Below are 25,902 nucleotides of genomic sequence, written 5' to 3'. Positions count from 1 at the left end.
AAAAACGCCACGTTATTGTTTTAAAACTTTGGACGCCCGGGAGCCATATAAATTGCGCGTGGCGTCAGGCCCATTTTTGGGCGCAAGCATGGCGGGTTAGGTATCGGTCAGGAGCCTGTGTCGGACCTTTGGCGAAGGAAGCTCAAAAGACCTTGCGAAAGAAGAAACGTGCCATCCCTTTCGGATAGTCATCCATGGTTGCGAAGCGTTCGTAGCCCTGCCGCTCATAGAAACCCGGTGCCTGAAAGCTGAATGTGTCTAGCCAGACGCCGACACAGTTTTTTGCCTTTGCGATCTCTTCCAGCTGGGAAAGCAGTCTTGCTCCGAGATTTTCGCCGCGCAGATTTTCAGGAATGAAGAGCAGCTCGATGAAGACCCAGTCGAAATAGAGCTGCGCCCAGAGCCCGCCGACGATTTTTTCGGCCTCATCCCGAAGGACGATCGCGATCGGTTCGTAGTTTTCGTCACCGGCCTTGGTTTTGTTGAAGGCATCCAGGGGCGTGAGAATCGCACGGCGATCCGCGTCCGACGGATTGTCCAATACTACAATAGACGCGCTTGCCACCTTTAGTCTCCCCTGGAACCAGATACCCGCCAGACCTGTAACATGAACAAATTTTAACCGACACGTTAACAATCAGATAACGCACCGCACCGAAACTGTTGCGTGTGTGAGTACATCTCTCGCTTTCAATGTCCTTGAAACAAGAAATGGCAGGAAACTATGTTTGTAAGAAATTTCGCCCCCGCTCTGGTCTTCGTGGCAATCAGCGCCGGGATGGCGCATGCCGACGTGCCCGTTCGTATCGATCAGTTCGATAATTGGGGCGCATATTCCCTTAAATCCGGCGACAGCGTTAGTTGCTATGTCGTATCGCGACCGATCGCGCAGAAACCTTCCAGCGTCGATCATGGCGGTAATTTCTTTATCGTCTCACGCTCGTCTCCGGGCAATAAATTGGTTCCAGAAGCTGCAATGGGTTATGATCTGAAAGATGGCGCGGCAATGGTTGCGTCGGTCGGTGACAAGACATTTCCAATGTTCACCAAGTATCGGCATGGCTGGGTTACGGACGAGACGCAGGAGCCTTCTATGGTCAACGCCATGAAGGGTGGGGCACAGCTGGAACTGCAGGCGACGTCGAAGCGAGGCACGGCCACAAGCTACTCCTATTCGCTTTCTGGCATCACGGCAGCATTGAAGCGAATTGAAACCTGCAAATGAGGCATTTCGCCCAATACTAGCGTTTACACCTGTCCGTTCCAGGCGATCGTCTTTGATCGTGCATGGATAGCTATTGGGCGCCCCGGCCACGTGCCGGGGCGCCGAACGGGTAGTTGCTCCGGCTACCTCTTGTGAAATCAAAAATCCTGATATAAATGAAACTCATTGATGAGGCATTCAGGATTCGATGAAGCGCGGCTTTCTGACAATTTATGCGGGTGAAAACACGGCGGTTTTACGGGCGCTTTCGGCGCCGGCGCGTATCGACATGTTGAAGCTGCTTTGCGCCAGGGGCGCCATGAACGTCAATGAAATCGCCCGGGAACTGGACCTGCCGCAATCGACCGTCGCCACTGCCATTATGATCCTGGAAGAGGCTGGCCTTGTCGAAACCAAGGCAGCGAAGGCCCGCAAGGGTTACCAGAAGATCTGCACGGCGCTTTACGATGAGATTCTCCTGAGTTTCGATGAGCCGGCCTTCAAGCGCGTCGAGGACGTGATCGAGGTCGCTATGCCGATCGGCCTTTACACAAGCTGCGAGACCCATGCGCCCTGCGGCCTGTGTTCGACGGAAGGCGTGATCGGGCTTCTCGACGTCCCCGATTATTTCCTTGATCCGCAGCGTATGCAGGCTGGTCTGTTGTGGTTCGGTCGCGGGCATGTGGAATACAAATTTCCGAACAACGCCAAGATCTTGAACAAGGCTGTCAATGGCATTGAGTTCTCGATGGAGCTGTCGTCGGAGGTGCCCGGCACCAATCCTGACTGGCCGTCAGACATCACAATCTGGGTCAATGGCGTTGCGGTCGGTACGTGGACCTCGCCGGGGGACTATGGCGACAAGCGCGGGGCGTTCACGCCGGGCTGGTGGAAGCTTGAGGGGTCGCAATACGGCAAGCTGAAGACCTGGCGCATCTCGAAGAAAGGTACCTTCATCGACGGCGTCGCGGTATCTGATGTGACCATAGACGACCTGGCCATCAGCCAGCATTCTTCGATTCGTCTGAAAATCGGCATAGCCGAGGATGCTCGCCACACCGGCGGCGTCAACATCTTCGGCCGTGGCTTCGGCAATTATGGCCGAGATATCCTGATGCGCATCGATCTGGCGTAATTATATCCTGAATTGTGATATATAGCCGATAGCTGGTGGAATTTCCCGATAAGTCATATTTTTTATAATCGCTTGTTTTTGCGTGCAATTTCGCCGATTTAAGACTGCTTTTGCAGCTGTTTTTGGACTATTTCGCATTCCGGCCGCGTTGACGACCTTCCAAAAGTATATCAAGATCGACGTATAAGAACGAGATATATGATATATATGGGAGGATAGCCGTGAAGGCGAACGTGGTGATCCATCGCGATTTCCGAATTGCCGACATTGATGATCGGCTCTACAGCTCTTTTCTGGAGCATCTGGGCCGGGCGATTTATGGCGGCATCTACGAGCCGGGTCATCCGACCGCCGATGAGAATGGATTTCGCAAGGATGTGATCGAGCTCGTGCGCGAGCTCAACTCGCCCTATTGCCGCTATCCGGGCGGCAATTTCGTTTCGGCCTACAATTGGGAAGATGGTGTCGGCCCCCGGTCCGAGCGACCGGTTCGGCTCGATCTTGCCTGGCGGACGCGTGAAAGCAACCAGATCGGCGTCAACGAATTCGTCGATTGGTGCAAGAAGGCCAATACAAAGCCCATGCTGGCCGTCAATCTCGGCTCACGCGGGCTGGATGCGGCCCGAAACTTCCTTGAATATTGCAACCATCCCAGCGGCACCTACTGGTCGGATCTGCGGCGCAAGCACGGCTGGGCCGATCCTCATGATGTGAAGCTTTGGTGCCTCGGCAATGAGATGGATGGCCCATGGCAGGTTGGCCACAAGTCCGCTTATGAATATGGCCGTCTCGCCGATGAAACGGCCAAGGCCATGCGCGGTTTCGACAAATCGCTGGAACTGGTCGTCTGCGGCTCGTCGAATTCCGATATGAAGACCTACCCCGATTGGGAGGCTCAGGTTCTGGAGCAGTGCTACGACAGCGCCGATCACATCTCACTGCACATGTATTTCGCCAACCGCGAGAAGAACACGCTGAACTATCTCGCCAAGGCGGAAAAGCTCGATCGCTACATCGTCACCATCGGCGGCGTCATCGACTATATCAAGGCGAAGAAGCGCTCGAAGAAGACGATCGGCATCTCCTTCGACGAATGGAACGTCTGGTATCATTCCAACCAGCAGGACAAGGACATACTGGCGCGGAACGAATGGCCGGATGCGCCGCATCTGCTCGAGGATGTCTATAATTTCGAGGATGTGCTGCAGGTCGGCGGTATCCTCAATACCTTCATTCGCCGCGCCGACCGTGTGCGCATCGCCTGCATTGCGCAGCTCGTCAACGTCATCGCGCCGATCATGACGGAGGATGGCGGCCCGGCCTGGCGGCAGACCATCTACTATCCCCTTTATTTTGCCTCGAAATATGGCCGTGGCTACGCGCTGCGTTTGGTCACCGACGGTCCGACCTATGACAGCGACGAGGCCGATGACGTGCCCTATCTCGATGTATCGGCGGTTCACGACGAGGTGGGCAAGATGGTCACGCTGTTTGCCGTCAACCGCCATCCCGACAGTTCGCTCGATCTCGACACCCGGCTGGAAGGCTTTGCCGGCGCGCGTGTCGTCGAGCAGCACGAGATGGTTCATCCGGACCTGCAGGCGACCAATACGGCATCCCATCCGAATGCTGTCGTCCCGACCAGCACGGGTGATGCGAAAGTGGAAGATGGCCGGCTCCGCGCCACGCTGAAGCCGCTCTCATACACGGTGATCCGGCTGTCGGTATGACGGTCGGCGGCTACGGGATCGCGAGGAGGCGGTCCCGGTTGGCCTGGAAAGCATAAGGGGAAAAATCGCGGTCCGCCCGACACGGCTCAGGCGCAGCGCACAATCGATAACAATGGGAGGAGATCATGCAGCAGTGGAAGAAGCTTGCTTTCGGCGTCGCACTGGCCACGTTCGGCCTCATCGCGGCAGCCCAGGCTCAAGATTATACCGCCTTGCCCCGCAAGGAGACGCTGATCGTCGAAAATCCTGAGGGAACGATCAAGAATCCCGGCTGGTTCAACGTCTGGGTCAATGGCGGCGGCGGCGTTTCGACCGGCCTGCAGCAGCTGACCATGGACACGCTGTGGTACATCGACCCCGAGAAAGGGTTGGGCGGCTCGGCCTGGGACAATTCGCTCGCCGCCGACAAGCCGCAATATAATGACGACTTCACCCAGATGACGGTGAAGCTGCGCAAAGGCCTGTACTGGAGCGATGGCGTCGAATTCACCGCAGACGATGTCGTCTACACCGTCAAGACGCAGATGGACCATCCGGGCATGAACTGGAGCGCTGCTTTCTCGGTGCAGGTCGCAAGCGTCGAAGCTCCGGACCCCTATACAGTCGTCTTCAAGCTGAAGAAGCCGAACTCGCGCTTCCATGCCATTTTCACGGTGCGCTGGAATGGCGCCTGGATCATGCCGAAGCATGTCTTCGAAAAGGTCGCCGATCCCGTTCGCTATGATTTCGCCAATCCGGTCTCGCTCGGTGCTTACAAGCTGAAGACCTTTGACCCGCAGGGCAAATGGTACACCTGGGAAAAGCGTGACGACTGGCAGCGCACCTCGCTTGGCCGCTTCGGTGAGCCCGCTCCGAAATACGTCACCTATGTCGATCCCGGCCCGCCGGATAAGCGCACCATCGCCCAGCTGGAGCACAACCTCGATATCATTCACGACAACACGCCAGAGGGCATGTTCACGCTGAAGGAAAAGTCGAAGACTGTTGAAAGCTGGTTCCCCGGCTTCCCCTTCGCCCATCCCGATCCGACCCTGCCGGCGGTGATCTTCAACAATCAGGATCCGCTGTTCCAGAATGCCGATGTGCGCTGGGCACTCGCCTTGCTTATCGACATAAGGGCCGTGGACATGGCGAGCTATCGCGGCGCTGCGACGCTGTCCGCGCTCGGCGTCCCGCCAACGGCGATTGCCATGACGGATTATCAGGCGCCCATGCAGGATTGGCTGAAGAATTTCGAGGTCGACACCGGCAAACGCAAGATCAAGCCCTATGATCCGACCATCGGCCAGCAGATTGCCGATATGCTGCGTAAGCAGCCGAAATACAAGGATCAGATCCCGACCGATCCGGCCGCCATCAGCGCCGCCTTTGGCTATGGCTGGTGGAAGCCCGATCCGCAGGCGGCTGCCGAACTGCTGGAAAAGGCCGGCTTCAAGAAGGTTGGCGGCAAATGGATGACACCGGATGGCCAGCCCTTCAAGATCCGCATGACCGTCGAGGGCGATACACGTTCCGTCTTCACCCGCGCCGGCACGCTGATCGCGCAACAATGGGCAGCTTTCGGCATCGATGCCAAGGCCGTTCCGTCCTCAGCCGTATGGCAGGGGCTGGCGACCGGCGATTTCCAATGCGCCATCGCCTGGAGCGTGGAGACCTGGGGTGGCGATCCAGACCTGTCCTTCTTCCTCGACAGCTGGCACTCGGATTTCGTCGCCAAGAAGGGTGAAAACCAGGCGGCACGCAACTGGCAGCGTTGGTCCAATCCGGAACTCGACAAGATCATCGAGAATATTCGCCGCGTGAGTGCCGATGATCCGAAAGGTATCGAGCTCGGCAAGGACTATCTGAAGCTGGTCGCCAGGGAAATGCCGACCATCCCGCTGATGTCCTATAATGTCTTCACCTCGATGGATACGACCTACTGGAAGGGCTATCCGACCATATCGGACCCCTACACCGACCCCGTTCCCAATTGGGCGAATTCCCGATTGATGATGGTCAAGCTGAAGCCGGCGCAGCCGTAGATCTCCCACCTTGATGCGGCAGCTGCCGCGTCAGGCACCTTTCGCCGGACATTAGGCACGTCCGGCGAATCTTTTCAGTGACAGATAAAGCGCAAGCAGCAAGGAAGACGGCAGCATGACGTCCTATCCAGTGTTCGTATTGAAGCGATTTGGTCAGTTCCTGCTCGTTGTCTTCCTTGGCATTTCCGCGACGTTCTTCATCACCCATATGACGCCGATCGATCCCGTCGAGGAAAGCATCGGCGCGATACAGCAGATGGGACAGTCCGACCCTCGCGCCGTCGAATTGATGCGCCAGTCTCTTCGTGAGCTCTATGGGCTCGAAGGCTCGGTCTGGCAGCAATATCTGCATTTCTGGGGGCGTCTCGCGACAGGCGATCTCGGGCCGTCGCTCTCGGCATTTCCGACGCCGGTATCGGCTATCATCGCAAGGGCACTGCCCTGGACGATCGGCCTGATGAGCGTCTCGGTGATCATCACATTCGTGCTCGGCAACATGATCGGTGCGCTTGCAGGCTATTACCGCAAGAGCATGGTGCTGAAGGCCGTCAGCCTCGTCTTCATCGCCATGCAGCCGATCCCCTATTACATCCTGGCCTTCGTGCTCATCATCCTGTTCGGCTATCTCTGGCCAATCCTGCCGATCAATGGCGGCTATGAGATGAACACCGATCTGCGGCTGTCCTTTTCCCTGGTACTTGATATTCTCCGCCACTCCATCCTGCCGGCGCTGTCGCTGATCCTTGTCGGGACAGGCGGTTGGCTCATCGGGATGCGCGCGCTCGTCTCCAATATCATCACCGAGGACTATGTCGTCTTCGCCGAGCTCGGGGGCGTGCCGAAGCGCAGGATCCTGCGCTCCTATATCGCCCGCAATGCCATGGTGCCACAGTTCACCGGCCTTGCCATGTCGCTCGGCGCCGTCTTCACCGAAATCGTCTTCGGGTATCCGGGCATCGGCAATCTGCTGATCTCGGCCGTGCATGCCGGCGACTACAGTCTCGTGCTCGGGCTCAGCGCTTTGTCGATTGCCGGCGTCGCCGCCGCCGTTTTCATCATCGACATATTGGGTCCGCTGATCGACCCGCGCATCAAGGTGGAGTAGGGCCATGTTGACGATCGTTCGCGACCTTGCCCGCCAGAATACCGAATTCCTCTTCGGTCTCCTGCTGCTCGCCGTGATCGTCGGGCTGGTGGTCCTGTCCTACTTCTCGCCCTATGGCCCATCGGATATCTATCTGCTGCCCCCGGACATGCCGCCAGATGGGCAATATTGGCTGGGCACGACCTCTCGTGGCCAGGACGTTTTCTGGCAGCTCACGACGGCGCTCCGAAATACACTCTACTTCGGTATCGGTGTCGCCTTCCTCTCACGCATCATCTCGCTGGTGGTGGGACTGGTTGCGGGCTATGCCGGCGGCGTCGTCGATCGGGTGCTGATGGCGATCAATGACAGCATCATGGTCATCCCGCAGTTTCCGCTGCTGATCCTATTCTATTTCGTGCTGAAGGACGGGATGACCTGGACGGTGCTCATCATCGTCATGGCCTCGCTTGGCTGGTCCTATGATGCGCGTCTGATCCGCTCGGTGGCGATCAGCCTGAAGACGCGGCCCTTTACCACACAGAGCGTCTATTCCGGCATGAGCATGTCCAAGATCCTCGTCCAGGAGCATCTGCCCTATGTCCTGCCGATCGTCTTTGCGACGACCATGAACAACATGATCTGGTCGATCGGCATGGAGATCACGCTCTCGGTGCTCGGCTTCACCGATATCGAGACGCCGACCATGGGCATGATGATCTATTGGGCGAATGCGCATTCGGCGCTGATCGCCGGCACCTGGTGGTGGGTGGCCGCACCGGTCGCCGCCATCGTCGTGCTGTTCATGGCGCTCTTCCTGCTGTCGATGTCCATGAACGAATACAATGATCCGCGCAGTCGTTTGAACCGAATGGGGGGCTAGGAATGGAGGCTGTGGTCGAGGTCAACAACCTCAAGGCATATTACCGGGCCTTCCTTTATGGCGTCGATCGCGAGGTGCGCGCCGTGGACGATGTCAGTCTGAGGATCGGTCGCGGCGAGATCTACGGCGTCGCCGGCGAATCGAGCAGCGGCAAGACGACATTGATCAAGACCATTGCCGGCGCCATCCGGCCGCCGCTTCGGGTGGTTTCGGGCTCGGTCAAATTTCAATTCAACGGCGCCACGCAGGATATCTACGCCATGACACCGGAACAGCGGGCGGCGCTTCGGTGGCGGCATCTCTCCTATATCATGCAGGGCTCGATGAACGTGCTCAATCCTGTCCGGCGCATTCGCCACTCGTTCACGGATTTTGCCTTTCGCCACATGAAGGTCGATCGCGGGGCTTTCTTCGATCGGGTTGCAGCCCATCTGCAGCGCCTGAAACTCGACGCCGGCCTCCTCGACGCCTATCCGCATGAATTGTCCGGCGGCATGCGGCAGCGCATGACGATTGCGCTCGCCACTATCCTGACGCCGGAATTCATCATCGCCGATGAGCCGACGACCGCGCTCGATGTCATCGTTCAGCGCGATGTCCTGCAGATGATCCGCGAGATCCAGCGCGAGATGGGTTCCTCCTTTCTGTTCGTCACCCATGACATGGGCGTGCACGCCGCCGTCTCCGATCGCATCGGCATCGTCTATGCCGGGCGTTTGGTCGAGGAGGCGCCAACGCGCAAGCTTTTTCACATGCCGTTGCACCCCTATACGCAGCATCTGGTGGCGAGCCTGCCGCGCATAGGCGATCTCTCCACCCGGCCTTCGCTTGAGGGCAGGCCGCCCAATCTCGCCATGCCGCCGGAAGGGTGCCGGTTTCACCCGCGCTGTCCGAAGCGCATGGATATCTGCAGCCGCGAAGCGCCGCCGATGGTGACGGTCGAGCAGGATCGTCGCGTCGCCTGTTTTGCCGTGACAGGAGCACAGATTTGAGCGACCTGCTTTCCCTTTCGCATGTTACCAAGCTCTACCGCCAGGGCGGTATGCTGAGCCGCCGACATGTCACGGCTGTCCGGGATGTCAGCCTGAGGCTCGGGGAGGAGCCGGAAATCCTCTCCATCGTCGGCGAATCCGGTTCGGGCAAATCGACCATTGCTGCGATGATCCTCGGCCAGACGCCGCCGACATCGGGTAGCCTGAATTTTCGCGGCCGGCCCGTTGCCGTTCATGGGAAGGCTGAGCGGCGCGCCTTCATGCGTGAGGTGCAACCAGTCCTTCAAAACCCGTTCGAGGCGTTCAATCCGCTCAAGAAGGTCGATCGCTATCTTTTTGAAACAGCGCGAAATTTTTCACCTGACGGTGTCAGGCCAAGCCAGGCCGATATCGAACGCATGGCCGATAAGGCGCTTGTCCATATCGGCCTGACGCTTGCCGAAGTGAAAGGCCGGTTTCCGCATGAATTGTCGGGCGGTCAGCTGCAGCGCACCGCCATTGCACGCGCGCTGATCCCGCAACCGAGGCTGCTGGTCGCCGACGAGCCCGTCTCCATGGTCGATGCCTCGCTGAGGATGGCCATCGTCAATCTCTTCAGCCAGCTGAAGAGGGACCTCGGCTTGTCCATCATCTACATCACCCATGATCTGGCGACCGCCTATTACATCAGCGATCGCATCATCATCATGAAGAAGGGCGAGATCGTCGAGGAAGGCGGTGCGCGTGCTGTGCTCGACAATCCGCAGCATCCCTATTCGCGCGCCTTGAAGGAGGCCGTCCTTTCCGCCAGCCCGGATATAGAGCCTGTATCCTAAGCCCCCGGGCGCCGTGAGTTCAGCGCGAGATCCGCGTCGAAAGGACGATGGACGATAGCGTGCGTTCGACACCGTCGATCTTGCCGATTTCGTCGATCAACTGATCCAGCTCGGAAATCGACGGTGCGGCTACGATGGCGATCAGGTCGAAGGAACCGCTGACGGAATGCAGCGTCGTTACCTCATGGATCGCATCCAGCGACGCCGTCACGGCCGAGAGTGCTTTCGGCGCGATGGTAATCAGAACATGGGCGCGGATGAGGCCGGAGAGATAGGTTTCCGACAGCCGCACCCCATAGCCGGCGATCACGCCTTCTCTCTCAAGCCGTTCGAGCCGGGCCTGCACCGTTGTGCGCGATAGCGACAGCCTTTTGGCGAGTGTCGCCACCGGCATGCGGGCATTTTGGCCGAGCAATGCCAGCAATTCCCGATCTTTTTCCGTTACCTGCATCGTCATTCCTGCATTTTGCAAAAATATAGTGTCATTTTGCTTATTTTTATACGACGAAAAGCGCTTTATGTCGCTATGAATCGTCCAATCCCTGCCTACACTTATAAAAATCTTATCAATGAAATGCAGGGGATTTATATGAAAGAGATAGTGGTCATCGGTGCAGGCAAGATCGGCGGAGCGATCGCGCTGATTCTGGCTGATACGGGCGATTACAGGGTTGTCGTCGCCGACCGCAGCCCCGAGCAGCTTGCCAAGATCGATCGCCACCCTGCTATTTCCACGGCAGCCGTCGATATCGCCGACCGCGCCGGGCTCGTCGCTGTTCTCACCGGAAAGTTCGCTGTTCTGTCGGCCGCTCCTTTCCATCTCACCGGCTTTGTCGCCGAAGCCGCGCTCGAAGCGGGCGTTCACTATCTCGACCTCACCGAGGATGTCGCCACGACGAAGAAGGTCGAAGAACTGGCCCAGGGGGCCAAAACTTCTTTCATCCCGCAATGCGGCTTGGCGCCGGGCTTTATCTCGATTGTCGCCAACGATCTCGCCAAGCGTTTCGACAGCCTCGACAGCGTCCGCATGCGCGTCGGCGCGTTGCCGCAATATCCGTCCAATGCCTTGAACTATAACCTGACCTGGAGCACGGACGGCCTGATCAACGAATATATCGAGCCGTGCGAAGCGATCGTCGAAGGCAAGCTCGTGACAGTGCCAGCCATGGAAGAGCGCGAGGAATTCTCCCTCGATGGCGTCACCTATGAGGCGTTCAACACCTCCGGCGGCCTCGGCACGCTTGCCAAGACGCTTGCCGGCCGTGTGCGCACGATGAATTACCGCACCATCCGCTATCCCGGTCACCAGGCCATCATCAAGGCGCTCCTGAACGACCTGAACCTCAAGAACCGCCGCGATGTGCTGAAGGACCTCTTCGAAAACGCCCTGCCTGCGACAATGCAGGATGTGGTCGTTGTCTTCGTCACCGTCTGCGGCTGGCGCGAAGGCCGTTACATGCAGGAAACCTATGCCAACAAGGTCTATGCGGGCATCGTTGCCGGCAAGAAGATGAGCGCCATCCAGATCACCACGGCTGCCGGCATCACGACAGTTCTCGATCTGCTCTCCCACGGCAAGCTTCCCACCAAGGGCTTCGTCTGCCAGGAAGAAATCGACCTTGGCGACTTCCTCAACAATCGCTTCGGGCAGGTCTACAGCCTTGAGAAGCTTCGCATGAGAGAAGCCGTATAAGTATAAGCTTTTACTTGCTAAAATTATGGTGGGCTGACAGGCCCGCCATTGATCCGAATGTGGAATCGCTCAAAGCCGCGATTTCACATTTTGACACATCACTCCGGCGGTCCAATGCGCCGTCAGCTATCAGCCCGTAGTTGCGGTTCGGCAGTTTCAGCGAACCTCGTCACGTTGAAGGCAGAGAGATCACTTACATCCTCAAAGGCCTGGATCAGGTGATCGTCCAATTCTTGAGAGCCGCCATCGAGCCATGAGGCTACGGCGTGAGCAAGAACTGCCATGCCGATTTTCGCAATCAGTGAAGCGCGCCGGGCAGCCACGCCGCGCTCGCGTAATTCTGCAGCCAACGCTTCCGTCAGAGAATTGACCTTCGCCGCCTGTCTTTCCTGAAGAGCGGGGCTGGCAGCGACAATCCGGCGTCCCGGCTCGGAGATGTGGCGGTTTTCAATGAAGAGCTTTTCCGCCGAACGAAAGGCTTTGAATAGGGTTTCCCAGGGGCCGAGTTCACGCGGAGCGTTACGCACCGCCGCGGTTAGCATCTCGCCCAGCGCCGTCTCCCCGTGAAAGAACATCTCCCGCTTGTCCGGAAAGTGCCGGAAAAAAGTTCGCTCCGTCACGCCAGCCTTTTGTGCAATTTCGGCAGCCGTTGTCTGCTCGTACCCGCGCTCCTGGTATAGTTCCAGAGCCGCTTCCATGAGACGGCGACGCACCTCTTCACGATTTCGCGGCATCAACTTTCCCTATTGTCAGTGGCTGACTTTACGCTTATCGTCAGTCACTGACAATACTACGCAGCGCCGTGCAAGTTTGCAACCAAGGAACTGCGATCATCTTTGCTTGAGAAGAATGAAAGCGAGAACAGATATGACCGATACCAAGCCCTCAGACATGCGCAGCATCCGGTTTCATGACTATGGGGAACCTGAGGATGTTCTGGTTCTGGAGAGGGTGACTATTCCCGAGCCGGGCCAGGACCGCATCCTGGTAAAGGTACACGCCTGCGGCCTCAACCCGGCAGACTGGGCGCTGTGTCGTGGCCTGTTTCCCGGAAAAATGCCTCGCGGCATTGGCCTGGATGTCGCCGGGGTTGTCGATTCAGTCGGCGAGGGCGTTACAGGTGTCAGGATAGGCGATGCTGTGCTTGGCTCTGCCGATTTCGCAGGTTGTGCGAGCGCCGGCGCATCGGATTTCGCCGTGCTCAATCACTGGGCTCCGGTTCCGGAGGGGCTCGACATGATCCATGCCGCGTCACTAACGCTCGTCGTTGAAACCGCATTCCGAAGCATTGAAAGCCTTCGGGTCGAAAAGGGGCACACCGTGCTGGTGCATGGCGGCGGAACGATGGTCGGCTTTGCAGCGGTACAGATAGCCCTGATCCGTGGCGCGAAGGTCATCACAACTGCGGGAGAGACATTCGGCGAGCGTCTCCGCGGCTTCGGTGCAAAGGTGACGCGCTATGGGGAGGGGATGATCCAGCGAGTTCGCGATATTGCACAGGGCTCGCCCGATTTGATACTTGATACGGCCCCCGCCAACGGCGGGCTTCCTGACCTGCTGGAAATTGCTGGTGGTGATCCCAGGCGTATTCTGACCATTAGCGATTTCTCGGCGGCGGATAAAATGGGCATTCGCCACACGTTTTCAGAAAACACACCGCAACGATATGACGTGATCGGGGAGTTTGCCAAGCTCGCGGCTGTCGGCGAATTCTCAATCCCGCTTGCTCTGGCACTACCGCTGGCAAGCTGGAAGGAGGCGATGGATCTTAGCCTGAGCGGACATGCGCACGGAAAAATCGTGCTCCAGCCTTAGGCATCCGGCACAGGAAATGGTCACCCCATAGCTATCTCGCGCGAAAGCGGTTCCATGGTTGAGTTAGTGGCTGCCCGTGAGGGTGCCACACTCTCCTTGGGTCATGACTGTAGCGCTGCGCAGGCCCGTTCGATGCGATCAAGCGCTTCGACAAGATCTGCCTCGGATGTCGCATAGGAAATGCGGAAATAGGGCGACAGCCCGAATGCCGAACCTGGCACGACGGCGACATGGGCTTCGTCGAGCAGATAGGCGCAGAAATCCGCATCCGTTAGGATGGTCTTGCCCGAGGATGTCGTTTTGCCGAGCACACCAGCGCAGCTCGAGAATGTGTAGAAGGCGCCTTCGGGCACACGGCAATTCAGGCCTTCGATAGTATTGAGCCTGCCGACGACGAGATCACGCCGGCGCTGGAAGCTGGCGGTGCGATCCTTGAGAAAATCTTGCGGGCCATTCAGTGCGGCAACGGCGGCTGCCTGGCTGACGGAGGACGGGCAGGAGGTCGCCTGGCTCTGGATGACGGCCATGGCCTTGATCAGTGCCTTCGGGCCACCGGCGTAACCGATGCGCCAGCCGGTCATCGCATAGGCCTTGGAAACGCCGTTGACGGTCAGCGTCCGGCTCTTGAGGCTGGGCTCGATGGCGACAGGCGTCGTGAAACGGAAGTCGTCATAGACGATGTGCTCATACATGTCGTCGACCATCAGCCAGACATGCGGATGGCGTAGCAGAACGTCTATGAGCGGGCGGTAATCCGCTTCCGAATAGGCCGCACCCGATGGATTGGACGGCGAATTGAGGAGCAGCCAGCGCGTCTTCGGCGTGATCGCCTTTTCGAGCTGATCCGCCTTCAGGCGGAAACCGGCCTCGGCATCGCAGGGGATCAGCACCGGCACGCCGCCGCTGATCTCGACGATATCGGAATAGGAAGTCCAATAGGGCGTCGGGATGATCACCTCATCGCCCGGATCGATGGATGCCATGAAGGCATTGAACAGGATCTGCTTTGCGCCCGTCGCCACGGTGATTTCGTCGAGAGCATAGTCGACGCCATTCTCGCGCAGGAACTTGCCGGCAATCGCCTTCTTCAGCTCCGGTGTGCCGTCGAGCGCGGTGTATTTCGTTTCGCCACGATTGATGGCGGCTTTTGCGGCCTCCTTGACGTTGTCAGGCGTATCGAAATCCGGTTCGCCCGCGCCGAGGATGATGACGGGCAGGCCGTCGCGCTTCATCGCATTGGCGCGCGCACCGATCTGCAGGATTGTCGATACGCCGATGGAGGCGATGCGCGAAGCGGGTCGAAAACCCGCTTCCTCGATGGTGGTGGCGATCGTCATGAGGCTTACTCGATGTCGAAGGAAACGCCCTGAGCCAGCGGCAGGGCCTTGGAATAGTTCACGGTGTTGGTCGCCCGACGCATGTAGGCTCTCCAGGCATCCGATCCGGATTCGCGACCGCCGCCGGTTTCCTTCTCGCCGCCGAATGCGCCGCCGATTTCGGCGCCCGATGTGCCGATATTGACGTTGGCAATGCCACAATCCGAGCCGTCAGCGGCAAGGAAGCGCTCGGATTCCTGCATGTCGCGCGTGAAGATCGACGAGGAAAGGCCGGCCGAGACGGCATTGTGTTCTTCGATCACGGCATCGAAGTCGTCATAAGGCATGACATAGAGGATCGGCGCGAAGGTTTCTTCGAAAACGGGCCCGGCTTGCTTCGGCATCTCCACAAGCGCCGGCTTGGCATAATAGCCATCGGCATGGCCGACATCGATGCGCTCGCCACCGGTGACCGTGCCGCCATACGACTTCGCGGCTGAAATCGCCTTCTGCATGCCGTCGAACGCGGCCTTGTCGATCAGCGGGCCGACGAGAGCCGAGGAGTGCAGGGGATCGCCGACCGAGACGCTCTGATAGGCTTTCTTCAGACGCGGCATGAGCTGGTCGTAAACGCTCGTATGTACGAAGAGGCGGCGCAGCGTGGTGCAGCGCTGACCGGCGGTGCCCATGGCGCCGAAGGCGATGGCGCGCAGCGCCATGTCGAGATCTGCAGACGGGCAGACAATACCGGCATTGTTACCACCGAGTTCGAGAATGGCGCGGGCAAATCGCTTGGCGAGCCGTGGCCCGACATCGCGGCCCATGCGGGTCGAGCCCGTCGCCGAGACGAGCGGCACCTTGGGATGATCGACGAGCACTTCGCCGATGGCGCGGTCACCGATGAGGATCTGCGACAAGCCTTCTGGCGCATCGCCGAAGCGGGCAAGCGCACGGTCGAGGATGGCTTGCGAGGCCAGTGCCGTCAGCGGCGTCTTTTCCGAGGGTTTCCAGATGACCGGATTGCCGCAGATCAGCGCGAGCGCCGCGTTCCACGACCACACCGCGACCGGGAAGTTGAAGGCCGAGATGATACCGACGACGCCAAGCGGATGCCAAGTTTCCATCATACGATGGCCCGGGCGCTCGGTGGCGATCGTCAGGCCGTAGAGCTGGCGGGAGAGGCCGACTGCAAAGTCGCAGATGTCGATCATTTCCTGCACTTCGCCGAGGCCTTCGGAGCGGATCTTGCCGGCTTCGATCGAGACCAGGCGACCAAGGTCGTCCTTGGCGGCGCGCAGCTCTTCGCCGAGCAGGCGGACGAGCTCGCCACGCTTGGGCGCCGGCACCAGACGCCAGGCGCGGAATGCGGCGTGAGCCTTCTCGATCCGCCGGGCTGCTTCATCGGCCGAAACGGTCCTCAAATCGCCGATTTTCTCGCCGGTTACAGGCGAGTAGGAGGGCATGTCGCCCTGCGTATAGAGCGCCTTGTCGACACCGAGCTTTTCGAGGATTGCGGCGGTTTCGGCCGCGACGGAAAGATTCTTTGCTGCGATATTCATCTCATAACTCCACTTGTCTCTGATCCGGGCCTGCGGCGCGACCTCTATGGTCGCGCGATCTCACTCGGCCGCGTCTTGTTGGGATAGTGCCCGCAGGCACGCATCGATCGATGCCTGCTCGATGCCGGCATAATGGTCGAATTCGTTCACGACCTTCATTCCAAGGTCGGCTTCGAACCGCTTCTGGTTCGGGCTGGCGATGAATTCCTGCTGGGCGCTGTCGCCGAGGTTGGATTGGAAGATGCCTGCGGCACTGACGGGCAGGAAGTCTTCATAGACGATCGGATCGAACTGGATAAAACCTGCTTCGATCAGGGTTTCTAGGGAGCCATCGCCCCTTACGGTCGCAGCCTTGCCCTTGGCCGTCAGAGAATAGGCGAAATAGCCAAGCTCTTCGGCGCGGATCATTGCCCAATCATCGGGGAATTCGGCGAAGCTCTGCGCGAGCGCGGCCTCATACTCGCGCGCATTCGAGCCGTCGGCGGCGGGCCGCACGATCTTGCGGGACTGGTCTAGCAAGCGGTCGTAAAGGGCGCGGCCTTTAGGGGTGAGCGCAATGCCTCGCTGCTCGATCTCGCCGAAGCGGGCGGTATGCGACCCGGTTTCCCAGACGCCGTCTGCATTGCGGAAGGATACGGGCTCTTCCAGCGCCTTGAAGGAGGTCTGGCGCAAGAGGATCGGGCAGGCGCGTGTCGGCGGGCCTTCGACGATGGCCTTCGGCGCAATGTCATAATCGGGCATCAGCGCCTGCACCTGGTCGATATCCAGCGTGCGCGGCGTCAGATGGTTGATGTGCGGGCCCTTGAACGAAACGACATCTGCAATCAGGCGATGGGCATCATGGAGGCGATGGTACATTGCGGCATCGACGTTGGCTTCGTCGTGCCAGCGGAAAGTCTCAAGCACTTCGTCGACGAAACGGCTGGCGTCGGCCATATTCAAGCCGCCGTCGCGTTCGGCTTTTTCTGTGAGCGAAATGGCGTCTTCGGTGAAGATCCGGCGCTTCGAAAGAATTTCAGCCGATGCCGCGCGCAGGTCTTGATCTGCAATCAGATCGAGGCGCAGCAGCGAGGTGAACACACGGAACGGGTTGCGCTTCAGCTGGGCGTCTCCGACGGGCCGGAATGCCGTTGAATGCACGGGCACACCTGCCGTTGAAAGATCGTAATAACCGACGGGATACATGCCCATGACGGCGAACACGCGCGCCATCATTGCCAGCTCCGCCGGCGTCCCGAGCCGGATCGCGCCGTGCCGCTCCTCGGAAATGCGATCGAGATAGTCGGTTGCCTGCAGGCGTTCCTTCAATTTCGGCTGGGCGGCGAGCGTTGCATCGTTGACGCGGCCCACCAGCTCCATGAGCGTGCCGTAAGCGGGGACTTCTTCGCGATACATGGCGGACATGGCGGCCGAAAAGGCGCTTCGAATATCGCTTGTGGAGACGTGATCAGACTTCATGGGCGGTCGGTTCCTGAAAAGGCTATATCATTCCTATATTGCAGGATATCTCTTGTCCCACCGCCAGTCTTGTGAGAGAAAATTCTAACTTGATGCGGAAATGGAATGATCATGCGCAGACGCCTCATCCCCGACATCGTCAATCTGCAGGCGTTCGAATGTGCCGCCCGGCATCAGAACTTTTCGCGGGCGGCCGAAGAACTGAACCTGACCCAGAGCGCCGTCAGCCGTCAGATCAGCGAGCTGGAGCAGCAGACCGGGCTGAAGCTCTTTGAGCGCGTGCGACAACGTGTCGTCCTGTCGGAAGCCGGGCTTCGGCTTTTGCCGGAGGTCAAGGATCTGCTGCTGCGCTCGGAGCGCCTGATGATCGGCGCCGTCGCCGCGGGTCAGATGAAGCTGTCGCTGAAGGTGGCAACCCTGCCGACCTTCGGCACGCGATGGCTCGTGCCGCGGCTCGGCCATTTTCTTGACGAGCATCGGGACGTCGCGGTTACGGTGGAGTCGCGCTCCAAGCCCTTCAGTTTTGATGAGGATAATTTCGACCTTGCCATTCATTACGGCCTGCCGGCCTGGGCAGGCGCCGTTGCCACGTTTCTCTGCAATGAGACGGTTCTGCCGGTAGCCAGTCGGCAACTGGCCGGCCGATTGAAGCTCAGCGGTCCGGAGGATCTATCGCTCGCTCCGCTGCTGCACCTGACAACACGTCCGAAGCTCTGGGCGCAATGGTTCGATCTGCAGAAATTGCCGACGGAACATGCCTATCCCGGCGCCCGCTTCGATCAGTTCTCAATGATCATCGCCGCTGCCATCTCCGGGCTCGGCGTCGCGCTGCTGCCCACCTATCTCATCGAAGAGGAATTGCAGACAGGCGCGCTGCTGCCTCTGTTCGAACTGCCGATGCCGACCGAGAACAGCTACTATGTCGTCATGCCGGAAAAGAAGCAGACCAACGAGATCGCCATGCTCTTTCAGGATTGGCTTGTGAGCCAGGTAACGCCGCCGTCCCAAGCGACAACAGCCAAATAAATTTTAGGGTTGAAATTCTTTTCCGTGAGCGTCACACATTTGCGTGTCGCATCGTTGCCGGTTGCCGGAACGCTGCAGGATGGAGTCGGAGGAGAAGGCGCCATGAAGATGCATCCGCTGAAGGGGCCGAACCGGCTGAAGCTTGGCGTGTTCTCGACCAATGCCGATGGCGGGCTTGCCATTACCGATGTGCCGGAGCGGTGGACGGCCGGTTGGCAGGACAATTTGACCGCCGCACAGATCGCCGATCGCGCCGGTCTTGAATTCTTCCTGCCGATCGCCCGCTGGCGTGGCTTCGGCGGCAAGAACCGGGTGCGAGAATGGTCGTTCGAGACCTTCACCTGGGCCGCGGCTCTTTCTGCTGCGACGGATCGCATCGGTCTGTTCATGACGGTGCATGTCCCGCTCGTCCATCCGCTCTATGCGGCAAAGTCGCTTGCGACAGTCGATCATATCAGTCAGGGGCGGGCAGGGCTCAACATCGTCTGCGGCTGGAACCCGAAGGAGTTCGGCATGTTCGGCGTGCCACTTGTCGAGAAGGGCTACGACCAGGCGACGGAATGGCTCGAGATCGTTGAAAAGCTCTACGCCTCCGACGAGCCGCTGGATTATGCCGGAGCCTACTACAGCCTGAAAGAGGCCGTCAGCCGGCCGGCAAGCCTGCAGACGCCGCGCCCGGTGACCATGAATGCCGCATTCGGCGGCCCCGGCCGAGATTTCGCAGCCGGCCATTGCGACTATCTCTTCACCACTTTCACCGAGATTGCTGACGCTGGAAAGCATGTGATCGACATCAGCGAACGTGCGGAAAAGAAGGGCCGGCAGGTGGGCGTCTACACGGTCTGCCATGTCGTCTGCCGCGAAACGCAGGCAGAGGCCGAGGAATACTATACCCGCTACGCTGTCACCATGGCCGACCACGCCGCCGTCGACCAGCACATGGCCGGCAAGAAGGAGTTTTCGCAATCTCATGATCGCGATGCCTATGATCGTTATCGCCAGCGCTTTGCGGGCGGAGCGGGCAGCTATCCGCTGATCGGAACGCCGGAACGCATCGCTGACGAGATGATTGCCATTTCCGAGCAAGGCTATGCGGGCATCGCCTTGTCATTCGTCAATTACACCCAGGAACTTCCCTATTTTTGCGATCGGGTGCTCCCGCTTCTGAAGAAGGCCGGGCTTCGCGTGGAGTGATGTTGCGCAGCCGGTCTTGATGGCTGGCGGCAAGGCCGGCGTTATCACCACCATATGCGGCAAATGTGCACCGCAGCAAAAAACTTGGTCTCAAGGGGTTTACAAGCCCGGCGGTGGATGGGAGTCTTTAGGCGAAGGTGGCGCCCGTTTTCGTAGTGGCGATTTATCCTTCTAGCGGATGCCTGTTTTGGGCTCCGAAGCGCTTCCGATTTCGGGCGCTCAACCGAACAAATCAATCCGAGGCCTGAATGCGGCATTTGCCACGTGTTCGGCCGTTGTCTTGGTGCGCCCAAAGTTTTGGGCAGAGATGAGTGGGTTTAATAGATGGCTTTCATTGCACAGCGCGCCATTTTCGGCGTTCTTGCAAGCGTGATGTTGTTGCCGCAGGCCGCCAATGCCAGTGATCTGATGATCTGGTCGCCGGTCAAGGTTGCGCCGCGAACATATAAGACGACGCTGGGTTTTCGATTGCCGATGGCTTGGGAAACGAGTGCGGGCGTGGATCTCGGCCTGGGAGGTTCCTTGAATGGAACGATCCTGCGCAGCAGCAGTCTTGCGACAATCTGGGGGAGGGCAGTCGACAGCCAGGGCCGTTTCTCGACCAGCTGGCGGCGCGAAGTGGCACTGCGCGTGGACACGCTGAACGGTGCCGGAAGCCTTTGTTTTGCCCGCTCGCGCAGCTGGATCGTGTCCGACAACCTCGATATGCGCACCTCCAGATCATTGAATGTCAATTATGTGGGGGCGCGAAGCGCTGCGAATACCATCATCGCGACACAGGACGTGACACTTGCGGTTCCCTGGACAGGAACATCCATATCGGCAAGCGGCAATTTGAAAGATGTCGGCAATGCCTTTTCCAGCACGCTCTCGTTTCAGCAGCCTCTTGCGCAGAACCTGAATTTTTCTGCTTCCTTCTTCGATCCGCAGACGTTGACGCCAGCCGGCAATCTGCGCCTCGACTACCGGGTAAAATGGTAGCGTAGTAACTCGCACGATGGTCCCGATCGCGCCTGCTGATTTCGCTCGGGTGCGGAACAAATGTCTCGCGCTTCAGTTTGGAAGATAGCGGGATCGTTGGATCGCGCACGAGGCATTAAAACCTCGTAAAAACCTGCCGTCAGCCTGCTCCCGACTGGCGGCAGGTTCCAACGTCCCTGGTTGCGGCCTCACCTGCTATTTGATCGGAATATCGGCTTCGGCAAGCTTCGATTTCAGCTTCGAGATGATCTCGTGCCGGGCTTCCGTCCAGGCCGAGGTAATCGTCCAATATTGGATCTTCACGACAGTCTGGTCTGCCGTCAGGTCATCCAGATAGGCCAAAGGCGCGGGCTTGCTCTTCACGCGCTGGTCCGACGTCACGACGTCGAGAATGGTCTTGCGGGCGACATTGATGTCGACATCATTGCCGACGGCGATCGACAGTTCCTGCCGGCGATCGGGCTCGCGGCTGTGGTTGATGATGGGCGTGTTCCAGAGTGTGGAGTTCGGTGCCATGAGGTAGAGACCGTCTTCGGTCTTCATTTCCGTTGCAAAGAGCCCAATGTCCCGGATGAAGCCTTTGACATTCGTCGTCTCTATATATTCGCCGACCCGAAATGGCCTGAGCACCAGCAGCATGATGCCTGCGGCAATATTCTGAAGCGTCCCTTGCAGCGCCAGGCCTACTGCGAGGCCGGCGGCGCCCAATGTGGCGATGATGGAGGCCGTCTGGACACCGAACTGTCCGAGAACGGTGATAAACACGAGGACGAGCAGGCCATAATGCAGGACATTCTGGAAGAAGCTTGCCAGTGTCTCGTCAATGCCGCGGATGCGCGAGATGACACGATAGGCCGCGCGGCTGATGACGCCGGCCAAAATCCAGCCGACTACCAGTAGAATGACTGCACCGAGGATAGAGAAGCCATATTGGACTGCGAGTGCGGATGCCTGGTCGAGAGCGCTTCGAGTGGCGACGACGACGTTGGTCGTTTGATCTTCCATTTAAAACTCCATCTTTTTCCAGAAAGCCAAATGTTGAGTCCCGGCTTTTGTTCCTGGCCACGGGGTATTCCGGGATGCGCTGTTTGGTCAGCCGAAGGGAAGGAAATGCGGCACCGTTATCAGGCGCCGTGCTTTGCCTGGTGCGGGCCAAGGCCGGCGGTCGCGGCATAATGGGCTTTCTTGTGTTCATACATGCCCAGATCCGCGCGCTTGACCATGGCTTCCATGGTTTCTCCCGGCTGGCTTGTCGCAACGCCGACGGCGGTACTGAGCGGGGAGCTGGAATAGAACTGGTTGTTGATCTTCAGCAGCTCGTTGATGGTCTCAACCATGGCTGCGGCCGCAATCTCATCGGCGCCCGGCATGAGAACGGCAAATTCATCGCCGCCGATCCGTGCTGCATGATTTGGCTGGGAGACGACACTGTTCAACACTTCTCCCATGCGTCGCAGCAAGGAATCGCCGGCGTCGTGCCCGCTCTCGTCATTGGCCGCCTTGAGGCCATTGAGATCGATAATAATGGCCGAGACCGGCCGCAGCGATTTGCGTCCCAGCCTGTTGAGTTCATCCATGTAGAAGGCGCGGTTATAGAGCCGTGTCAGCACATCGTGCTTGCCGAGATATTCGAGATAGGCCTCGGCCTTCTTGCGGGCGGTAATGTCGGTCAGCGCCACCTGAACCAGCGACCAATCGTGCTCGTAGCCGGGGAAGACGGAAAACTGCAGAAGGACATGGCGCTCGGAGCCGTCGAGGGCGTAGTTCAGCACCTCGCGTTGATGGAATAGTCGCTCGTTCCACAATTCCACCAGCTGCCCGCGAAAATGCTTTTCCATGTCATCGCGAAAGATTTCACCGATCCGCTGATGCAGGGTTTGCCGATCGGGCGCACAGAACAGGTCGAGTGTCGCCTGATTGACGTCGAGCACGCTGATCTCGCTCATGCATTGCTGAACGAACTCGGGATGGACGTCGAGAAACACCTGGAAATCGACGATGCCGCGGTTGCGGATTTCATCGAGCAGGATCTTGATGCGGCTGAAATCCTCGACCCATAGCGATACGGGCGAATGTTCGAACATGCCTTCGGCATAGCGGCGCTGGCGCTCTTCCTGTCGCCTTGCTTCCTCGCGTGCCGTCACGTCTTCCGTGGTCAGCAGCAACTGGCTCCAGGACGTTTCATGGCCCGGCAGCACGATGCCGCGAAGCTGGATGTCCAGCCTGCGGCCGCCAAGCGTATAGTTGATCGCGGTGCCGGAAAATTCGGTCTTGCCCTCCCAGAGCGCGACCAGTTCATTCACATGGCTTTGCAGCATTTCGCCACGGAAGACATTGGAAAGCCCTTCCACCAGCGCCTCGAAGGATTGCGCCTCGAACAGTTCCAAAGTCTTGGCATTGACCGAGAGGACCCGAATCTTTTGCGAGCATGCCGCAACGCGCTGCTCATCCTCAAGCAGGAAGGAGCGCAGATCCGTCACCCCTTCGCTCCGCCACAGTTCGAACTGTTCCCTAACGCCGCTGAAGTCTTCCAGCCACATGGCGACTGGGGCGATGTCGAATACGGTGGTGCTCAGATCCTGGGCGTTCATCATGATTCCCTGCGCCGGTAATAAAAATCAGTCTGTTCGCGACAAAGACCAGCGGTTCGCTAAATGCTGCTTAGCGAAGATTTGTAAAGCTTGCGTTGATACCGGTTGATTGGTCAAGGCGGACAGTTATTGCCGGCTAATTTTCAAATCATTCTCGCCAAAACTGTGCCAAAAATGGCTCTTTAATTCTGTCGCTCAGTCATCACGTCCTCAGAAAGCGCTCGAAGGCTTCGAGCGTCTTTTCACTGACATGGTGTTCGATGCCCTCCGCGTCGTTTCGCGCGGTATCGGGATCGACACCAAGACGGCAAAGGACAGCTTCCACGACCTCATGGCGCCGGCGTGTCGCAACGGCCAAGCGATGGCCTTCCTCGGTCAGGAAGACGCCGCGATAGGGGCGCTGGGTGATCAGGTTTTCTTCGGCCAGACGCTTGAGCATCTTGGCGACCGTGGGCTGGGTTACTCCCAGCCGCTGTGCGATATCGGTCTGGCGGGCCTCTCCGGCATGTTCTATCAGATCGGCGATCAGCTCCACGTAGTCTTCCATCAGCTCCGTGCGCCGATCATCGCGGCTTTTCTGAAAGGCCTCGACATGCGTCTCGACTTCTGTCGAAGCAAGACGGCTTTCCGGGGCGGCAGGTGGTTTCGTCAAGGCGGCTTACCTTCATAAGATCACGAGTTGTGTGATGATGTTTAGCCTCGACTATAAATAATTCAACTCCGTTATGAAAGCCCAGCGCCTGATCCGGATCAACCGTTGCTGAGCCCGGGTATCGGGATGCCGAAGGTCTGCAGGAGCAGGATTGCATTCAGGCCCAGAATGACGATCGTGCCGACGATCGCGGTGATATCGGTCAACCGGCCATTGGCGAAATTGCCCATGATGGCGCGGTTACGAGTGAACAGGACCAGCGCGATCATCGGAATCGGCAGCGCAAAAGAAAGCACGACCTGGCTGTAGACCAGTGCTTCGGTGGTATTGACACCCATCAGAACCACCGCGAAAGCCGGGAGCATGGTGACCAGCCGGCGCAGCCAGACCGGAATGCGAAAGCCGACGAAGCCCTGCATGATCATCTGCCCGGCCATGGTGCCGACTGCAGATGAAGAGATGCCTGAGGCCATCAGCGAGATCAGGAAGATGCTGGCCGCCGCGCCGCCGAGGAGAGGGGTAAGCGTATGATAGGCGGTTTCGATCTCGGCGACGTCGGGATGGCCGGCATGGAAGGCGGCCGCGGCCATGATCACCATCGCCATGTTCACAGCGCCGGCGACGGCGAGGGCGATGACGCACTCCCAATTGGAAAAGAGCACCAGTTTCCGCCGCTCATTGTTGTTGCGCCCCGGTGCGCGGTGTTGGGTCAGGCCGGAATGCAGGTAAAGAGCGTGGGGCATGACAGTCGCGCCGATGATGCCGACTGAGATTGTCAGTGCGGTGGAGTCGGGGATCGATGGCAGGATCGTCCCGAGGCCTGCCTGGCCCCAGGCGACGGGGGCGATGAACATTTCCAAGACGTAGCAAAGACTGATGATTGCGACCAGCCCGCCGATGATCAGCTCCATTGGCCGGAAGCCGTGTCTTTCCATCAGCAGGACGCCATATGTCACAACAGCCGTGACGACCATTCCGGCGAGAAGCGGCATGCCGAAGAGCAGAGAGAGGCCAATTGCGCCGCCGAGGAATTCGGCCAGATCGGTGGCCATCGCCGCGATTTCGCTGACGACCCACATTGCAAGCCGAACAGGCGCCGAAAACTGATCACGACAGAGCTCGGCGAGATTGCGGCCGGTGACGATGCCGAGCTTTGCCGAGAGCGCCTGGAAGAGCATGGCAATGAGGTTCGCCACCAACACAACCCATAGCAGGGAATAGCCATAGCCGGAGCCAGCCTGGATGTTCGTCGCGAAGTTTCCGGGATCCATATAGGCAATGGAGGCGACGACCGCGGGGCCGGCGAAGAGTAGGATAGATCCGAAGCCGCGGCGCCTGCCGGCCAGTACTTCGCGAATTTGCATATCTGTGCGTTCCGACAATGTCTGCCGGACTATCGAGTCTGTCATGGGGGCTTTCTCCAGCTCGTTATTTAAAACATAGCCTTGGCTAAATTTATGTCAAGGCGCCATTATTGGAAGTTGGTGCTAATATTCAGCGAGGTGGCGAGATACGACAGATGGAGATTCGGCCACGCGGGGCGGTTTCGTTTCTTCAAGGAAAGGGTAGAAGAAATCTGGCCGAATGGTGGGCATGGCGTGTTGTCGGGATGAAATCTGTGCGATTACACCCAAGATATTCAAGTATAGATTTTATATTATTGGAATATCCATAAAAATTCTGGATTGAAAGAGCAGATTCCAGATGCAATTGGAAATTACATTTCCCTCAGGTCTAGATATATTGCGCT

The 25,902-nt window shown here is 58.6% G+C and carries 23 protein-coding genes; 13 read left to right on the top strand and 10 right to left on the bottom strand.

Annotation, left to right across the window (positions count from 1 at the left end):
* Positions 1 to 142: 142 nt before the first annotated feature.
* A complete protein-coding gene (locus A6U86_RS15920; protein WP_068392922.1) occupies positions 143 to 565 on the bottom strand; it encodes a GNAT family N-acetyltransferase in 423 nt (140 codons plus the stop codon).
* 159 nt (positions 566 to 724) lie between these two features.
* Here A6U86_RS15920 and A6U86_RS15915 point away from each other — a divergent pair, with 159 nt between their 5' ends.
* The 8 genes from A6U86_RS15915 (at position 725) to A6U86_RS15880 (ending at position 9,867) form a co-directional block, all read left to right on the top strand.
* Positions 725 to 1,225 (top strand): invasion associated locus B family protein, encoded by a 501-nt coding sequence (locus tag A6U86_RS15915; RefSeq protein WP_068392919.1) that lies wholly within the window; start codon positions 725 to 727, stop codon positions 1,223 to 1,225.
* A gap of 187 nt (positions 1,226 to 1,412) precedes the next feature.
* The gene (locus tag A6U86_RS15910; RefSeq protein ID WP_068392916.1) at positions 1,413 to 2,339 is read left to right on the top strand and encodes a transcriptional regulator; all 927 of its coding nucleotides are present in this window, start codon (positions 1,413 to 1,415) and stop codon (positions 2,337 to 2,339) included.
* Positions 2,340 to 2,560: 221 nt separating this feature from the next.
* Positions 2,561 to 4,069, top strand: a complete 1,509-nt coding sequence (locus A6U86_RS15905; protein WP_068392913.1) for an alpha-N-arabinofuranosidase — start codon at positions 2,561 to 2,563, stop codon at positions 4,067 to 4,069.
* A 125-nt stretch (positions 4,070 to 4,194) separates the two neighbouring features.
* On the top strand, positions 4,195 to 6,093 hold the full coding sequence (locus tag A6U86_RS15900; protein ID WP_068392910.1) for an ABC transporter substrate-binding protein: 1,899 nt from the start codon (positions 4,195 to 4,197) through the stop codon (positions 6,091 to 6,093).
* A 115-nt stretch (positions 6,094 to 6,208) separates the two neighbouring features.
* Entirely contained in the window at positions 6,209 to 7,198 is a 990-nt protein-coding gene (locus tag A6U86_RS15895; protein WP_068392906.1) for an ABC transporter permease, read from the top strand.
* 4 nt (positions 7,199 to 7,202) lie between these two features.
* Positions 7,203 to 8,060 carry an ABC transporter permease gene (locus tag A6U86_RS15890; RefSeq protein WP_068392903.1) on the top strand — a complete coding sequence of 286 codons (858 nt, stop codon included), beginning with the start codon at positions 7,203 to 7,205 and terminating at the stop codon, positions 8,058 to 8,060.
* 2 nt (positions 8,061 to 8,062) lie between these two features.
* On the top strand, positions 8,063 to 9,052 hold the full coding sequence (locus A6U86_RS15885; RefSeq protein ID WP_068392900.1) for an ABC transporter ATP-binding protein: 990 nt from the start codon (positions 8,063 to 8,065) through the stop codon (positions 9,050 to 9,052).
* Positions 9,049 to 9,867 (top strand): ABC transporter ATP-binding protein, encoded by an 819-nt coding sequence (locus tag A6U86_RS15880; RefSeq protein WP_068392897.1) that lies wholly within the window; start codon positions 9,049 to 9,051, stop codon positions 9,865 to 9,867. Before A6U86_RS15885 ends, A6U86_RS15880 begins: the two co-directional genes overlap by 4 nt.
* Positions 9,868 to 9,886: 19 nt before the next feature.
* On the opposite strand, the gene A6U86_RS15875 is transcribed toward A6U86_RS15880, so the two are convergent.
* Positions 9,887 to 10,318 (bottom strand): Lrp/AsnC family transcriptional regulator, encoded by a 432-nt coding sequence (locus tag A6U86_RS15875; RefSeq protein ID WP_068393997.1) that lies wholly within the window; start codon positions 10,316 to 10,318, stop codon positions 9,887 to 9,889.
* 138 nt (positions 10,319 to 10,456) lie between these two features.
* Here A6U86_RS15875 and A6U86_RS15870 point away from each other — a divergent pair, with 138 nt between their 5' ends.
* Entirely contained in the window at positions 10,457 to 11,560 is a 1,104-nt protein-coding gene (locus A6U86_RS15870; RefSeq protein ID WP_068393996.1) for a saccharopine dehydrogenase family protein, read from the top strand.
* A gap of 122 nt (positions 11,561 to 11,682) precedes the next feature.
* On the opposite strand, the gene A6U86_RS15865 is transcribed toward A6U86_RS15870, so the two are convergent.
* Positions 11,683 to 12,294 (bottom strand): TetR/AcrR family transcriptional regulator, encoded by a 612-nt coding sequence (locus tag A6U86_RS15865; RefSeq protein ID WP_068392895.1) that lies wholly within the window; start codon positions 12,292 to 12,294, stop codon positions 11,683 to 11,685.
* A gap of 133 nt (positions 12,295 to 12,427) precedes the next feature.
* On the opposite strand from A6U86_RS15865, the gene A6U86_RS15860 reads away from it, so the two are divergent.
* On the top strand, positions 12,428 to 13,375 hold the full coding sequence (locus A6U86_RS15860) for an NADP-dependent oxidoreductase (RefSeq protein WP_068393994.1): 948 nt from the start codon (positions 12,428 to 12,430) through the stop codon (positions 13,373 to 13,375).
* A gap of 101 nt (positions 13,376 to 13,476) precedes the next feature.
* On the opposite strand, the gene A6U86_RS15855 is transcribed toward A6U86_RS15860, so the two are convergent.
* Genes A6U86_RS15855 through A6U86_RS15845 form a run of 3 tightly spaced genes read right to left on the bottom strand, consistent with a single transcriptional unit; the run spans position 13,477 to position 17,708 of the window.
* A complete protein-coding gene (locus tag A6U86_RS15855) occupies positions 13,477 to 14,712 on the bottom strand; it encodes a pyridoxal phosphate-dependent aminotransferase (protein WP_068392892.1) in 1,236 nt (411 codons plus the stop codon).
* 5 nt (positions 14,713 to 14,717) lie between these two features.
* Positions 14,718 to 16,250, bottom strand: coding sequence for an aldehyde dehydrogenase family protein (locus tag A6U86_RS15850; protein WP_068392889.1), 1,533 nt, complete (start codon positions 16,248 to 16,250; stop codon positions 14,718 to 14,720).
* Positions 16,251 to 16,310: 60 nt separating this feature from the next.
* Positions 16,311 to 17,708, bottom strand: a complete 1,398-nt coding sequence (locus A6U86_RS15845; RefSeq protein ID WP_068392887.1) for a VOC family protein — start codon at positions 17,706 to 17,708, stop codon at positions 16,311 to 16,313.
* A gap of 105 nt (positions 17,709 to 17,813) precedes the next feature.
* Between A6U86_RS15845 and A6U86_RS15840 the strand changes: the two genes are divergently transcribed.
* The 3 genes from A6U86_RS15840 (at position 17,814) to A6U86_RS15830 (ending at position 20,909) form a co-directional block, all read left to right on the top strand.
* Positions 17,814 to 18,734 carry a LysR family transcriptional regulator gene (locus A6U86_RS15840; RefSeq protein WP_068392884.1) on the top strand — a complete coding sequence of 307 codons (921 nt, stop codon included), beginning with the start codon at positions 17,814 to 17,816 and terminating at the stop codon, positions 18,732 to 18,734.
* Between the two features lie 102 nt (positions 18,735 to 18,836).
* Positions 18,837 to 19,928 (top strand): LLM class flavin-dependent oxidoreductase, encoded by a 1,092-nt coding sequence (locus tag A6U86_RS15835; protein WP_068393993.1) that lies wholly within the window; start codon positions 18,837 to 18,839, stop codon positions 19,926 to 19,928.
* Between the two features lie 324 nt (positions 19,929 to 20,252).
* Positions 20,253 to 20,909: a hypothetical protein gene (locus A6U86_RS15830; protein WP_068392881.1), complete on the top strand. Its 657-nt coding sequence runs from the start codon at positions 20,253 to 20,255 to the stop codon at positions 20,907 to 20,909.
* Positions 20,910 to 21,104: 195 nt separating this feature from the next.
* Here the strand turns inward: A6U86_RS15830 and A6U86_RS15825 are convergent, their stop codons facing one another.
* The 4 genes from A6U86_RS15825 to A6U86_RS15810 all read right to left on the bottom strand — a co-directional run bounded on the left by A6U86_RS15825 (position 21,105) and on the right by A6U86_RS15810 (position 25,561).
* Positions 21,105 to 21,914 (bottom strand): mechanosensitive ion channel family protein, encoded by an 810-nt coding sequence (locus tag A6U86_RS15825; protein ID WP_068392878.1) that lies wholly within the window; start codon positions 21,912 to 21,914, stop codon positions 21,105 to 21,107.
* 119 nt (positions 21,915 to 22,033) lie between these two features.
* A complete protein-coding gene (locus tag A6U86_RS15820) occupies positions 22,034 to 23,500 on the bottom strand; it encodes a sensor domain-containing diguanylate cyclase (protein WP_068393992.1) in 1,467 nt (488 codons plus the stop codon).
* Positions 23,501 to 23,702: 202 nt separating this feature from the next.
* The gene (gene mntR / locus A6U86_RS15815; protein WP_068392876.1) at positions 23,703 to 24,152 is read right to left on the bottom strand and encodes a manganese-binding transcriptional regulator MntR; all 450 of its coding nucleotides are present in this window, start codon (positions 24,150 to 24,152) and stop codon (positions 23,703 to 23,705) included.
* Between the two features lie 98 nt (positions 24,153 to 24,250).
* Positions 24,251 to 25,561: an Nramp family divalent metal transporter gene (locus A6U86_RS15810; protein ID WP_068392873.1), complete on the bottom strand. Its 1,311-nt coding sequence runs from the start codon at positions 25,559 to 25,561 to the stop codon at positions 24,251 to 24,253.
* Between the last annotated feature and the right edge of the window lie 341 nt (positions 25,562 to 25,902).

The sequence above is a fragment of the Rhizobium sp. AC27/96 genome (assembly GCF_001692325.1).
Lineage (GTDB): Bacteria > Pseudomonadota > Alphaproteobacteria > Rhizobiales > Rhizobiaceae > Rhizobium.
Note: the sequence above shows the minus strand (reverse complement) of the source record. Positions and strands in the feature narration are given on the sequence as shown.